The sequence below is a fragment of the Mucilaginibacter angelicae genome (genome assembly GCF_042434235.1).
Classification (GTDB): domain Bacteria; phylum Bacteroidota; class Bacteroidia; order Sphingobacteriales; family Sphingobacteriaceae; genus Mucilaginibacter; species Mucilaginibacter angelicae.
The window spans coordinates 58,217-72,198 of the sequence record NZ_JBHLTS010000018.1 but is presented as its reverse complement, the minus strand read 5'-3'; the positions used below and the strand labels follow the sequence as shown (position 1 = coordinate 72,198).

Below are 13,982 nucleotides of genomic sequence, written 5' to 3'. Positions count from 1 at the left end.
ATTACTTTAATCTGTTGATAAAACTTTTAATATAAAGCTCATAAAAATCGGCCACCGGTATGCCGTTGGGTGGATTTTTACCTGTAAAGTATGGTGAGCCGCAAACCATTCCGTCGGCGCTCCAGCATGCTGAAGTTTTTTCAAGCACCAGGACAATAGTTGCCTGAGGTATAGATTGATCGATACTTTTTAAATGCAATAAACCTCTTGAGTCAAGCACCGCTTCGCTACCATTAGCCCATATAAACTTAGTGAATTTAATATTAGGCAAATGCTCAACCTCCATAATTTCCTGCTTTACCGGCGATATCAAATCGATGGGATCGGTCCTGTTTTCTTTAATTTTAATATGATCTCCTTTGGGAGAGATCCACAACTCATGCTGATCAAGAAAAATGCGGCCGGTGGCATGGGCATATATCCTTTTTGCCGAATTTATTACACTATAGCCGTTGTTAATAAACTTTTTTGTTTGGCTAATAATACTAAAATGCGGTGTAAATTTAATCCCGTTAAAAAAATCGTCCGGCATTTGTTGGCTCCCTTCCCCACCCGATGATAATTGTGTCGCAGGGAATGGCTTTTTCATACCGGTTAAGGGGTTGATGGAAACCACACCATCACTTGTTTTTATATGATAAGTATTGAGAAGAAATTTAACGGCACCAGCCCTGAGTTTTATTGCCTGAACTGTACTCCAAACGTAATTTGAAAGGTTAAAATTATAAATGGTTACCAGTTGGTTAGCCGTATTATTTACAAGCAATGACAATGCATGTTTGCCGTCAAAACCCCAATAATATTCGCCACGATCAATATAACCGGCAACTTCTATAGCGCCCCATTCCTTATTTTCCCATAATAATACCCTGCTATCCTGGGTAATAACAAGCACCTCGTCATTTTTTGTTTTAAAGGTATTTTCATGCTTCAGTTTAATTTTTGATGAGGGAAAATACAGCGTAAAATCATGCGACTGCATGATAGCAGGTAAGCCGGTAGTGGTATATCTCCGGTGATTAATTGTCCTTTTGGCAAACAAAACTTCATCAAGATCAATAGTTGCCTGGTTAAGCAGTTTATGCCGCCCGCCCTGGGTTTCAAATAATTCGATATGCCCATCGCGGCTTACTACAACCAAATAATCTAACTGATCCTTTACCGGTAAAAAATGCGACAGGAAATCCAGATCCTCCCGGTAATGATCGGCCGTGATCATGATGTATTTACCTTTCACACCTTTTTGCTCTGCAAGCAATTTGCTTAGCTGCATACCGCAGTTTAAAGCAGGGTCAAGTATTTCAAGGCTGTTTATTATTCCTTCTTTACTGTGCAGATCAATAGCTACCGATTGTTTACCACCTAAAGCCCAGGCATTCATTGGCTCTTTACTTTTACGCCCTTCACTAAAGGCCAACCCGGCAGAAAGGCCAAATACCCTCGGGATCCCCCACATTTTAAGCGTACTATCCAACAGGATATGCCATTCCTGGCTATTGTTTACCGGTAGTTCTTCACGTTGCAAAAACAGCGCCTCGTTGTTGGCCAAACGGGCGGTAAGCAGCAGGTCATCCTGCGCCAGCTCACTTAATAACAGCTTATCATAATGCCCGCGGTTGCTGATATCAGATACCCCGCCGACTGATTGATCACTGCTGCCGCTCAAATGCATGGGGATGCTTAACGCACCGATGATTTGACGGGCCAAACGGCTTATACCCGTTGTTTGCGCATCCGCATCCAGTGCCTCAAATAAATCGGCAGGTACAGGTGCCGGCACCGGGATCTCAGGTGCTTTCGGCAGGGTAGTTAAACCCGTACGGAGCTGCAACTCCAAAGTATCCTTATCCGGAAAACGTTTTAAAGCATCAGCCAAAGGCTTTAAATCGGCCTTAAAACGGGCAAGGCTTAGTTCTTTAGTTTTATGGAATATGATCTCATCAAATTCACCGGTTCTGAATTCACGCAATATTGCAGCCAGACCACCGGGGTCCGCAGCATCAATAGCCTCAAAAATAGCCTGGTATAGCGGGATCCTTTTTAAACCCATCCGGTATTTATAAGGCAAGGCGTTAACTACCCTCAGAAAAGAAAGGGCATCCTTTATAAGCAACTCGAGATCATCACTTTCCTTCGCCTCCCTGCGAACACACAGGAATAACTGGTGAAATACTACCCGGACAGGGTAAATAGTTTCAAAATTATCCTTACAGGCACAAAAGAGCAGTATAAAAGTACCCAGTGGTACCGGTTGCGGCAAAGCAAGCGACTCCAGTATGAAAGTCAGGTCCTCGCGATAGCAAACAGTTTTGTGGGTTGGAAACTCTATAACGCTGCCATTATCGGCCCAGTGCCAAAAATTGGATTGGGAAGATTGAAAATAATCAATGGTATTTAAGCTCAGGTTATCCATGATCAGGCAATGCGGGTTAAACGTACGGCACTGCGGGTAACCTGTACAAAATCGGCAATAGGGATATATTCATATCCCCCATCGCTATCAAACAATATATAATGGTTGTTATCGGCGCCTAAAGCATCGGCAATTAATGAGGCAATAGCGGGCGGATCAAAATCAAAGCCTAAGGGCAACAACATTTGCCCGTTTTGCCAGTGTCCCTTACCCTTTAACAGCGGTAATGGCGAGCCTGTAATGAGTGTATTACCTGACGGTGAAACGGCGAACTGAAGCCGGCCAAGCCTGGTTAAAGGAGCCGTTTCGGCATAAGCTTTCCAATCATCAAGACTAACCAGCAGGGCGAAAGGCTCCTGCACCTGGCCCGAACGGGAAAGCTGCAGTTGTATCTTAGCCGGAGCAGTACCCGGCATAGCTGAAACAGGCATTTTAACCGGGATAAAGGCTTTGATGGGCTGCCAGTGGAGCGGCTTTAATTTGCCAGTTGGCGTGAGGCTCCCGGCCGGAAATAGCCTGTCTTCCGCATCAAGCACATATGATTGTACAACCGGTAAAGAAGCCAACAGCGTATCGGGCTTGGCAGCAGGTGTAATGCCCCTGAGCCAGATATTACCCTCATCTGTAGCGGCTTTTAATCCCGGGATGCCACGTACAGCGCCCAGGGTATCCGCGTAGCGGGATTCCAATACCAGTACAAGCTCCTTCACGCGGTATGCATTATCTGTTTCCAGAGTTCATCGATAGGCTTTTGTACATAGGCCCGTTGTTCTTCATTCCGTATCCATTCGCAACGGCTGTTCAAGTGCGACAGGCGATCTTTGATCAATGACCGGTCGGCCATGGTGGTTTCCGGTTCCTGCCATTGCTGCGTTAGTTTTTGTATCTCGCTAAAGATTTCATCGGCATTGGGCAGGGTATTTAATGAGGCACGCGGATGCTGCCCCGCCGTTTCTCCATCGGCACCAACAACCGTATTCACAATATTGCTGATGATCTCGCGCTGTTCTTCGGTATCCCAGATATGCCTTAAAACCCAAAGGTCAGACGATATCGCTTTGTCTCTTTTGCAGATAAGGGCGCTTGCAGCTATCAACCTTTGCAGCTTAACTGCCCGGCGATCGGATACCTGTAAACCTGCGTTCCTGAGTTTTTGGATCAACTCAATATATTGCGGCCTGATATCCTGCAGATCAACAAACGAGGTAAACTCCTGCATCTGCCTGATCTCATCAGTACTGATACTTGGCCTTTCGGTCACCTTTTTTTGTTCGAGCATCCAGCCCGCGTTCAACAGCGCATTTAAATGCTGCGGATCAACGTTATCACAACGCACACGGATCAGAAACCTGTCAAACAATGCCTGCAGGGCTTCATCCTCGGGCAGGTGGTTACTGGCCCCTATCACCATTAAGGCAGGCAGTTGCCTGGTTTCGCGGCCCCGCCTGAAGATCTTTTCATTAAGCACCATCAGCAAACTGTTCAATATGGCACTGTTAGCGTTCAGCAACTCATCCAAAAATATAAGCGATGCCTCGGGCAGCATGCCTTCGGTATTGGTTACCAGCTCGCCATCGCGCAGTTTGCGGATATCAAATGGGCCAAAAAGTTCGTTGGGTTCGGTAAAGCGGGTAAGCAGGTATTCAAAAGTTTTACCGTCAAGCAGTTTGGAAAGCTCACGTACAGTTGCACTTTTAGCCGTGCCCGGAGGGCCCAGTAAAAACAAGTTTTCGCGCCCGACAAGGCAAATGCCCATCAGGTCAATGATCTCATCCTTATCAACAAAAGTATTTTTGAGGTGCTGCAGAACGGCAAGCAGTTTATCAATAGTTGTGAATTGGTTAGGTGTTTCGGTACTCATAAATTATAATTATTCGGGATGGGCAAGTAAATCAAAACCGGGCCAAAGCAGGGCCTGGTGCATGCCCATAATTTCATCAAATGTATTTTTTTCGGGTTCGCCCTTTAAGCGGGCATGGTCTTTATGTTGGATGATCCTATCCAGGTAAGCATATTTAAGGGAAGCATCGGTAAAAATAGTATCCGTAGTGGCTAAAGGTTCAATTTTGAGGCCTACGGATGAAAACGGCCAGGCTGCCATAGTTTCTTTCAAACGCTTTACCAACGGATCATCGGGGGCAAGACCGCTGCTAAATTTAAAAAGCCCGCCGATATGCCGGAAGATCAGATCGACAGAATAGATAGCAGCCGCAGATGTTTCGCCCGGGTAAGGCTGCAGGTATTGATCAATTACAGTTTCGTCCAGGTCACGCAATAACACCAGTTGGGTGGCTTGATAAAGGAAACGGGCAGCCCACAAAGCAGCATCCGGCTCAAAAACCGGTGCATGAAAGAGCATCTCCAGTTTATCGGTATCATAAACCTGCTTTAAAACCCGGATCGAGGCTTGCAGGTCATCTACATCAAAATCAGTCATTTGGCGCGGCACTTCAACCAACCCATCACTAAACAACCGACTCAGATATTTATTTAATTTCACTCCGCTTAAATTAAACAAATTTAATTTGATTGAACAACGGGCGGAGGATAATTTAACATAGACAATTACAATATCGCTAAATAAAAAACCCTCCCCCGGTAAAACCGGAAGAGGATCAGTCAACCTAACATCACCAGGGTGAGGCTGGCTTGTTAGTTAGTATTGTTACGTATATCGAATTTATAAAGCAAATCCGTAAGCTAAACGCAGGCCAACCATGCCGAAATGATCCTGGTTAGCACCCGAAAAATTTTCATAACGCACGCTTACATCCCAGGTTTTATTGGCCCAGCCTAAACCAGGTGAAAGGTCAAGCCTGTGCGGGCCCCAGCCTTGTTCCAGTTTTTCGTAAGCTATACCAACTTCGCCGGCAACATATACACTTGGCACAAAAAACTCCTTGAAACCAAATTTGATAGGAATTTCGCCAAAGCTTCCATAACGTTTATCTGATCCGGGGATTTTTTTAGGGAAAAAGTGATATCCACCCATAGTGTAGGTAAGCGCAAAACTATCGCTTATACCATATTGTAAACGGGCAGTACCCCCTAATGTAAAGGTAGTACCCAGTTTGGCAACACCTGTGGGCAAGCCGGTTTCAATTCCTAAACCTAAACGGAACGCATTTGCAGGAGTGGTTTGCGCCTTTACCGTATTTGCAAAAAACATGGCCCCTATTACAAGGGCTGCTGCTGTTAACTTTGATAGTAATTTCATGTAGTAATATTTTGTGTACATAATGATTACTACCATTTTAGCAAAGGCGTTGCCTCGGGTTGCAGATTTTTTATAAGGGAAGGATATTTGCTACACTTTTATGTAATGCAGCCCAATAACAACATCAGCAAACGTGGTGCTTTTTTCCAGTTTAAGCTTTATTTCTACGTTGGCAAACAGCGGGATACCGGCACCGAGTACTATCGGGTTTACAAACAGCCAAAATTCATCTATCAGCCCTTCTATCATTAAATAACGGGCAAGACCGGGGCTGCCAAACATAATGATCTCGCCACCATCTTGCTTTTTGAGGTCTGAAACCTGTGCTTTTACATCACCACTGATAAATTTGAGCTTATCGGTATTTTGCCTGGCAGCAGTTTCGGATACCACATACTTAAGTGTTTTTTTATACCAGGTGGAGTGTTCAACATCGTGCTTTGAAGCACCGGGCTTATCGGCAGCCGTAGGCCAGTAGGCATCCATCATTTCAAAAGTTTTACGGCCATATAAGGCAGTATCGGCTGCCTGGGTGCGGGCGCTGGCGTACTCAAACATCTCATTGCTAATTTTTATCCAATTCATAGCGCCATCGGCACGGGCAGTAAAACCATCGAGCGAAATGTGCATAAACAATGCTAAGTTTCTCATAATTATTTGGTTAATATTTAAAAGTAAATTTAAATATAACATGGTATACATCCGATGGCTTAATCTGCCAATAATGGGGTGCTATCAGGACATCGGATAAAAAATAACCGCATTAAACCATCGGGCCATATCTGCCTCAAAGCAATAAATATCGCCTATGTAAATTATACCTAAACCATCCCTATCAAGTCAAAAAACATAAATCTTTTTAAAATTCAAACCAAAACCTTTTTATTACTTTCGCAACCTTTATGAAAAATCTTAAACCTATACTTTTATTACTATTGCTTTCAAGTTTATTAACAGCCTGCAAAAAGGACAACAAAATAATGCCTGAAACACATGAAAAACCTGATCCTTTAGAACTTGCAACCGACTCAGGTTCCTACACACTTAACGGGAAGGTTTATACTTTGCAAAGCTCCGGCAACATGAGGGTTTTGAACGCCGATCCAAATCTAAAAGTAGACTCAGTTATTAACCGTGCTACTTATATTTCGGGGAATAAAGACTCTGTTTTCTTTGCGCGCACCTATGCAATGTCTAAGGTTAACGGAGCGGGTTTAATGGAGATCTCTTTCTTCAAAAAATACAGCAAAAAAGAGATGAATAAAAACCCATTGGGACTTTATGTCCCTATTGATCTTCTCGACCTTATTCATGTTGGCAAATATGATTTCCAGGTAGATTATACAAGAGTGAACGCACATAACGGCGTAGCTATTGACCTGTTTGGCAATGGACAAACTTTTAGCAATAGATCTTTAGCCGAACCTACCCAAATAAAGCAGGAAAGTGAGAATGGAACTCATTTTGAAGTAACAACTTTCAAAAGCTTAAAAAGCGGAGGCATTTTATTAGAGGCAAAATTTGATGCCGTTATTTTCGACAATGATGAAATGCCACAAAAGGTTACTAATGGATACATCCGGATGAAAATCCTTTAAGCGCTAAAACTATTTAAAAATCATAGATTCAAAAAGACGATATAGTAAAACAAACGTCATTGCGAGGCACGAAGCAATCCCTAACTATACAGGGCGAACCTGCTATTCGGGGATTGCTTCGTGCCTCGCAATGACGCTTTTCTTGCTTTTAAACTATTTGTAAAATTACAGGGCTATAATACTTACAAAGTAGCCATATCAATTACAAACCTGTAACGTACGTCGCCTTTTTCCATGCGGTCATAAGCGGTTTGAATATCTTTGATATCAATCATTTCAATATCCGAAACAATGTTGTTTTCGGCACAATAGTCAAGCATTTCCTGGGTTTCTTTAATACCGCCAATGCCTGAACCTGCTAAACTTTTACGACCGCCCAATAAACTGAAAGCAGCAATTTCGGCTGGTTTAGGCGGTACGCCTACACAGATGTGGACGCCATCTGTACGTAATAATGACAGGTACATATTAAAGTCATGTTCGGCCGATACAGTATCCAAAATAAAATCGAACGAATTTTTAGCTGCTTTAACCTGTTCAGGATCGGTAGTCACTACAAAATGATGAGCGCCTAATTTTTTAGCGTCTTCCTCTTTTTTCGGCGATGTACTTAATACAGTAACATCGGCACCAAAAGCTACGCCAAATTTAACAGCCATGTGACCAAGACCGCCCAGGCCAAGCACAGCCAGTTTATGGCCTTTGCCTACTTTCCAGTGCCTTAACGGCGAGTAAGTTGTGATACCGGCGCACAACAACGGGGCAACAGCGGCCAGGTCAACACCCTCTTTAAGGTGCAGTACAAAATCCTCAGTAACAACAATGGTGTTTGAGTAACCACCGTAAGTAGGAGTTTTATGATCCTGCTCAAGGCCGTTGTAGGTTTGTGAGCTGCCATTGAGGCAATATTGCTCCAGGTCGCGTTTGCAGTTTTCGCACACCCGGCACGAGTCAACCAGGCAGCCGGTAGCGGCCAGATCGCCAACTTTAAAGCCTTTTACATGCTCGCCAACTTTAACTACACGGCCAACAATTTCGTGGCCTGGTACCATTGGGAAAATGCCGGGAAACCAGTCATTTTTAATCTGGTGTAAATCTGAGTGGCAAACGCCACAGTACAGAATATCAAACTGCACATCATGAGGGCCAACTTCGCGCCTTTCAAAAGTCCACGGAGCAAGCGGCGTGGTTTCATTTTGCGCGGCATACGCTTTTGTTTCAATCATAGTAGTAAATGTTAAGTAGTGTAAATGATGATTTATGAATCCGGAGAGGATCTCCCTAACAAATGTACAATGATATTTTTATAAATATTAGCCTGCTGTAGCGTTGAAATAAAAAAGTGACACTTGAGGGGAATGTTAACTACAGGTAAATGCAAATTTTTAATTTAGCATACAGATCAACATCGCATGAAAATAGCCATAGCCACTCCCCCTTTTCCGAAATCAATTAATGACGGTTTGCTGCAAGCTGAAAAGCTGATTAAAGAAGCAGCATCACAGCAGGCAGAAGTTATTTGCTTCCCCGAATCATACATACCTGGATACCCGGGCATGATAGCCGATCCTGAACCAACATCGCCGGCAATACTACAATCGGCACTGGATGAAATATGCAGGATGGCTGCTGAAAACAAGATAGCGGTGATTATGCCTATGGATTGGTATGGTGATAACGGGCTTTTAAACATTGCGCAGGTAATATCCCAAACCGGCGAAACACTTGGCTATCAAACCAAAAACCAACTGGATCCATCGGAAGATGCGATGTGGGTGCCGGGTACCCTAAGAAATATTTTTGAGGTGAACGGTTTAAAATTTGGTGTTACCATTTGCCACGAAGGCTTTCGCTATCCCGAATCTGTAAGATGGGCGGCACGCAACGGCGCACATATTGTTTTCCACCCGCATTTTTCGGGCAGTAATACCGAAGGTGTGCTGCTTACCGAATGGGGCAGCATGGCAAATCCTTATTATGAAAAGGCGATGATGATGCGCGCACTGGAAAACACCATTTATTTTGCCAGCTCCAACTATGGTTCACTTTATCCCGAATCAGCAAGTTCAATTATAGCGCCCGATGGTACTTGTTTAGCATATCAGGCCTATGGAACAACAGGCGTAATTGTAACTGATATCGACTTAGAAAAGGCTACGGGCTATTTGGCCAAAAGGTTTAAACCACAGTTGTATGATTATTAACTGCCGCGAAGTTCAAAGCACCATTTACTGAGTCTAACCTCAGATTATTATTACTCCCCCTATTTATTTGAGCATTATTTGAATTTTGCAAATAATGGATTGATTTATCCAAACACTTGTTTTCCAATCCGTTTTACTTTTGTATCAAACAAAAAAAGAAAATGGAAAACAGAAATAAAATTGCGGTAGTAACCGGCGGAAGCCGTGGCTTAGGCAGAGATATGGCCTTAAGACTTGCCGAAAAAAGAATTGATGTTATCATAACATACAATACCAATGCAGAAGAAGCTGAAAAGGTTGTTACCCTTGCAGAACAAAGCGGAGTAAAGGCAGCCGCACTGCAATTAAATACAGGGATCATTCAAAGCTTTGATTCCTTTACAGAAAGGCTCAAGGAAGTTTTAGCTGAAAAATTTAAAACCGATCATGTTGATTTCCTGGTGAATAATGCAGGACAAGGTGGCTACAGCACCATTAGTGAGGTTACCGAAGAGTTTTTTGACGGCCTACTGAATGTTCACTTTAAAGGAGTATACTTTTTAACCCAAAAACTAATTCCGCTTATTGCAGATGGCGGCGGTATTGTGAATGTATCTTCGGGCTTAACCCGTGTATCGGTTCCCGGATCATCGGCCTACGCTTCAATGAAGGGTGCTATTGAGACCTTCACCCGCTACATAGCTAAAGAACTTGGGGCACGGGGCATCCGGGCCAACGTGGTTGCTCCCGGCGCTATCATGACCGATTTTGGCGACGGCCATTTACGCAACAACGAGGATCTCCAAAAAATGGTGAGCAGCGTAACAGCATTAGGCCGGCCAGGCGTTGCTGAAGATATTGGCGGCGTTGTTGCTTTCCTTTGTACCGAAGATGCCCGTTGGGTTAATGCTCAGCGTATCGAGGCTTCGGGAGGTATGTTTGTTTAATAGATAAAGATTTGAATTGGGAGGGGCTTAAGTATTTATGGCCTCTTCTCAATTATACTGCTATCTTTTTAATAAAGAAAATATCATTAAGCCTGTGGTCGGTATTATCACCACAGGGGTTCGGAAGATTTTTTAATTCCCTCCCCCGGGAGGGTGCGGCTGAAATGTGTGTTGGCAGGGAGGGGTTTGTACGCCATTTCGAACGAATAGACCTATCGATGAACCCCTCCCTGCACCCTCCCAGGGGAGGGAATCGCACAATCCCCAGCTTTTTTATTTCTTCCGAATACCGACAACCGGCTAACTTATAAGATATTCCCTGTATTGCGGGAGACGCAATTATGCGCCACCTACGAAAATGAAAATCAATTTAACATTTCCAATATCACAATCACTGCATTATTGCTCAGCGCTTCCAGATCGGCTTCTTCCAGTTGCCACAGTGCTAAACCGTCACGCTCGTGCATGAGGCGGCCCTGCAGTTCAAACGCCCCGGAAAGCACAAATGCATAAAACAGCGAATTATTATTTTGGAGTGGATAAAGTACATCCACCCTTCCGCCAAGCAGTCCGATGTGTATGCGAAACAGATGTTTTTCGCTGTTTGGGATCAGGTTAATCAGTTTATTCTGTCTTCCGGTAAAATCGAATTTAAAAACATCACCAGGTGGCAAATTTATATCTTCATCCTCCTTCAACTGCAAATAAATATAATTGATCCAGTCGCTTTTATAAAGATTGATCAGTTCAAGCTCCTCACCGGCAATTGCATGCCCTACAAACACTTCTCCAACATCAATCAGCCGGGTTCCATTTGAGCTTTTTAATAGCACTTCGCCGGTTACCGGCATTAAAACAAACCAGCAGGAGTTTTCGACAGTAATAATGGTTGATTTACCGCCCGCCAGCATTTCATCATTCAATACCTCCAGCCTGCCAAAGGGCCTACGATACTCGTTAAAGTAGTTGCCATAGTTAAAACTGCTGTAACGCCTCATGTACTGGGTCTTTGTAAAGCCTCTTTGGTCGGCCAGGTGTATTTGTCCCGGTGAGATCTTTTCCATTTTAATTAAGATATTGTAATGAACTGATATTTACGTAGGGTTGTAACTGCATAAGATTAGTGGGCATGCTATCATTTTCAGCAGATAATTGATTTTCAGCCATATCTTCGGATATCAGCAGATAATTATCAATGGTATCATGCCACACCAGCGGTCCGGAATAAAAATTAACCGCAACCTGGTGTTTATCCTTATCATGAATATCAGAATTGATGATCTCCAGCTGAAACTTGCTGAACGTAAGGAACCGCCTGCCAATATTATTTAAAACATCGGGCATAATGCCGCCAAGCTGCTGTATATAACCTGTAACCGATGGCGTAACCATGCCGGTTAAGCGCTGGGCATTGGGTACGTTCCTCAGCAAGTCGGCATAGGAAGTGTAAGCTGTTCCATGGCTAAAATTCTGGGCCTGCATTTTAAATTCCAGGTAAGTACTTTCAAACACCAGCTTATCCCACTGTTTAACCGACCGGATATCAATGATCTTACGATAACACAAAACAATCACACGCTTTTGCATAATAAGGATTAAAAAACCAGGACGTCAGCAACCGCTGACGCCCTGTTACAAAAAACAAAATGAAAAATCTTAAGCCGGTACGCTAAAGCTGATAGCCAATACAAAACCAGCGGTGGTGCTCCCGGTTACGGTAGCAAGCTCAAGCGTATAACCATCGCTAAATACACCGTCAGTGGCATTGTAGGTATAACCGCTCATGCCTTTGCTATAACCACTAACGGCAGCCAAGGCCGTACCTGTACCTTCCGGAAAAGCAATTTGTGTTACTTTCAATGATGTACCTGATGAGTTATACACATGTACATGGATGTGTGTAGCCCTGCCGGTATACCAGCCCGGGAATATGGAAGTAAAGGTTACCAGTCCGTTTGAATCAGTAGTTTGACGTCCGCGTAAAAAGTGTACCGAAGTATAATTGGTTGATTGCGTACCGCTGCCGCCATATTCGGAGTAATTACCTTCTGCATCGCAATGCCAGATATCAACCAATGCTGACGAAAGTGCGGCGCAGCTATTATTACTGTTTTTTATTGTAATGTTCACGGTAAGCTTATACCCGGTACGGCCATCGGTAATATCACTCCGCACATATGATGCCGGTGAATGTGTTGGGTATGGCCCCTCTGTTTCTGTAGGTACAACGCTGCAGGTACCTGAATCAGTTGAACCCGAACTGCTGCCGGAAGATGAACTTCCCGAAGTTGTAGTAGTGGTGGCGGTATCTGTATCTTTTTTGCAGGCTTCAACCAATGCTGAAGTTGACACTGCGCCAATTACCAGGCTTTTTAAAAAGTTCTTTCTTTCCATTGTGAGTTCTCCTTATAAGTTTAATCTAATTTGTTGACTCAAAAGTAAAAGCGGCACGGTTAGTGTTGAAACATGTGTCGGTTATTTGCCTCTTTGTGTCGACAAACGGTAAATTATTGCAGCATGAAAAAGACAGGATTATATAAACATACAGTTGCATGACAACTTTAAACCGTCAAATTTCCCTATCTTTGCATGTTTTTTTGAGAATATATAATATTTATGGCATTAAAAAGTAGCGCAGTTATTACCGGTGTAGGCGGCTATGTTCCTGACAACATTTTAACTAACAGCGATTTAGAAAAAATGGTTGAAACTAACAGCGAATGGATAGTTTCACGTACAGGGATCAGGGAAAGAAGGATCCTTGCCGACAAATCACTTGCTACTTCAGACATGGCAGCTTTCGCGGTAAAGAGTTTACTTGAAAGTGCCAAAGTTGATCCTTCTGAAATTGATTGTGTAATTGTAGCCACTTCAACACCCGATTACCTGCTGATCTCTACCGCCAGCATAGTTTGTGACAAATGCGGGTTAAGCAATGCATGGGCATCTGACGTTAATGCGGCCTGCAGCGGCTTCCTGTATGCCTTTACTCTTGGCTCAAGCCTGGTTGAAAGCAACCGTTATAAAAAAGTAATAGTTATTGGTGCCGATCAAAACAGTGCTATTGTAAACTATGCCGACCGTAATACCTGTATCCTTTTTGGTGATGGTGCCGGTGCTGTATTGCTTGAACCTTCAACCGAAGACATTGGCGTTATTGACAGTGTGTTTAAAACCGATGGTCACGGCCGCGAACACTTATACGTTCCGGGAGGCGGTTCCATGAACCCGGCTACAGGCGAAACTGTTGACGGCAAACTACATTACATACGCCAGGATGGTCGTGTGGTTTTCAAGGCAGCTATAAAAGGCATGACCGAGAGCTGCACATCCATACTGCAACGCAACAACCTTACTATAGATGATATTAACTGGCTGATCCCTCACCAGGCAAACTACCGTATCATCCACGCTGTAGGCGATGCTTTGGGTTTACCCGAAAGCCGTGTTAAAATCAACATCGACCGTTACGGTAATACTACGGCCGCTACTATTCCACTGGCCTTGTGGGATTTCAAAGAAGATTTCAAAGAGAACGACAACGTGATCCTGACCGCCTTTGGCGCAGGTTTTTCATGGGGCGCTACTTATTTGAAGTGGGGTAAATTGAGATAACCCCCACCC

The 13,982-nt window shown here is 43.8% G+C and carries 14 protein-coding genes; 4 read left to right on the top strand and 10 right to left on the bottom strand.

The features are described from left to right. Position 1: 1 nt before the first annotated feature. The 6 genes from ACFFGT_RS06645 to ACFFGT_RS06620 all read right to left on the bottom strand — a co-directional run bounded on the left by ACFFGT_RS06645 (position 2) and on the right by ACFFGT_RS06620 (position 6,281). Positions 2-2,413, bottom strand: coding sequence for a hypothetical protein (locus ACFFGT_RS06645; RefSeq protein WP_377021731.1), 2,412 nt, complete (start codon positions 2,411-2,413; stop codon positions 2-4). Positions 2,414-2,415: 2 nt separating this feature from the next. Then, the gene (locus tag ACFFGT_RS06640) at positions 2,416-3,123 is read right to left on the bottom strand and encodes a hypothetical protein (RefSeq protein WP_377021730.1); all 708 of its coding nucleotides are present in this window, start codon (positions 3,121-3,123) and stop codon (positions 2,416-2,418) included. Beyond that, positions 3,120-4,274: an AAA family ATPase gene (locus ACFFGT_RS06635; RefSeq protein ID WP_377021729.1), complete on the bottom strand. Its 1,155-nt coding sequence runs from the start codon at positions 4,272-4,274 to the stop codon at positions 3,120-3,122. Before ACFFGT_RS06635 ends, ACFFGT_RS06640 begins: the two co-directional genes overlap by 4 nt. Before the next feature lie 9 nt (positions 4,275-4,283). Then, the gene (locus ACFFGT_RS06630; RefSeq protein WP_377021728.1) at positions 4,284-4,913 is read right to left on the bottom strand and encodes a conflict system bpX4 domain-containing protein; all 630 of its coding nucleotides are present in this window, start codon (positions 4,911-4,913) and stop codon (positions 4,284-4,286) included. Between the two features lie 180 nt (positions 4,914-5,093). Then, on the bottom strand, positions 5,094-5,630 hold the full coding sequence (locus ACFFGT_RS06625; protein ID WP_377021727.1) for a hypothetical protein: 537 nt from the start codon (positions 5,628-5,630) through the stop codon (positions 5,094-5,096). Between the two features lie 90 nt (positions 5,631-5,720). Next, positions 5,721-6,281, bottom strand: a complete 561-nt coding sequence (locus tag ACFFGT_RS06620; RefSeq protein ID WP_377021726.1) for a dihydrofolate reductase family protein — start codon at positions 6,279-6,281, stop codon at positions 5,721-5,723. A 251-nt stretch (positions 6,282-6,532) separates the two neighbouring features. On the opposite strand from ACFFGT_RS06620, the gene ACFFGT_RS06615 reads away from it, so the two are divergent. After that, on the top strand, positions 6,533-7,228 hold the full coding sequence (locus ACFFGT_RS06615) for a hypothetical protein (RefSeq protein WP_377021725.1): 696 nt from the start codon (positions 6,533-6,535) through the stop codon (positions 7,226-7,228). A 182-nt stretch (positions 7,229-7,410) separates the two neighbouring features. On the opposite strand, the gene ACFFGT_RS06610 is transcribed toward ACFFGT_RS06615, so the two are convergent. Continuing rightward, entirely contained in the window at positions 7,411-8,454 is a 1,044-nt protein-coding gene (locus ACFFGT_RS06610) for an NAD(P)-dependent alcohol dehydrogenase (RefSeq protein ID WP_377021724.1), read from the bottom strand. A 186-nt stretch (positions 8,455-8,640) separates the two neighbouring features. Between ACFFGT_RS06610 and ACFFGT_RS06605 the strand changes: the two genes are divergently transcribed. Further along, complete coding sequence (locus ACFFGT_RS06605) at positions 8,641-9,432, top strand: carbon-nitrogen hydrolase family protein (RefSeq protein ID WP_377021723.1); 792 nt, start codon at positions 8,641-8,643, stop codon at positions 9,430-9,432. Between the two features lie 161 nt (positions 9,433-9,593). Further along, a complete protein-coding gene (locus tag ACFFGT_RS06600; protein ID WP_377021722.1) occupies positions 9,594-10,358 on the top strand; it encodes an SDR family NAD(P)-dependent oxidoreductase in 765 nt (254 codons plus the stop codon). Positions 10,359-10,723: 365 nt separating this feature from the next. On the opposite strand, the gene ACFFGT_RS06595 is transcribed toward ACFFGT_RS06600, so the two are convergent. From ACFFGT_RS06595 to ACFFGT_RS06585, 3 genes are all read right to left on the bottom strand, one after another. After that, the gene (locus ACFFGT_RS06595) at positions 10,724-11,422 is read right to left on the bottom strand and encodes a pirin family protein (RefSeq protein ID WP_377021721.1); all 699 of its coding nucleotides are present in this window, start codon (positions 11,420-11,422) and stop codon (positions 10,724-10,726) included. A gap of 1 nt (position 11,423) precedes the next feature. Then, complete coding sequence (locus ACFFGT_RS06590; protein WP_377021720.1) at positions 11,424-11,945, bottom strand: hypothetical protein; 522 nt, start codon at positions 11,943-11,945, stop codon at positions 11,424-11,426. Positions 11,946-12,014: 69 nt separating this feature from the next. After that, positions 12,015-12,752, bottom strand: a complete 738-nt coding sequence (locus ACFFGT_RS06585; protein WP_377021719.1) for a dioxygenase family protein — start codon at positions 12,750-12,752, stop codon at positions 12,015-12,017. A 222-nt stretch (positions 12,753-12,974) separates the two neighbouring features. Here ACFFGT_RS06585 and ACFFGT_RS06580 point away from each other — a divergent pair, with 222 nt between their 5' ends. Further along, positions 12,975-13,973, top strand: a complete 999-nt coding sequence (locus ACFFGT_RS06580; RefSeq protein ID WP_377021718.1) for a beta-ketoacyl-ACP synthase III — start codon at positions 12,975-12,977, stop codon at positions 13,971-13,973. Positions 13,974-13,982: the final 9 nt, after the last annotated feature.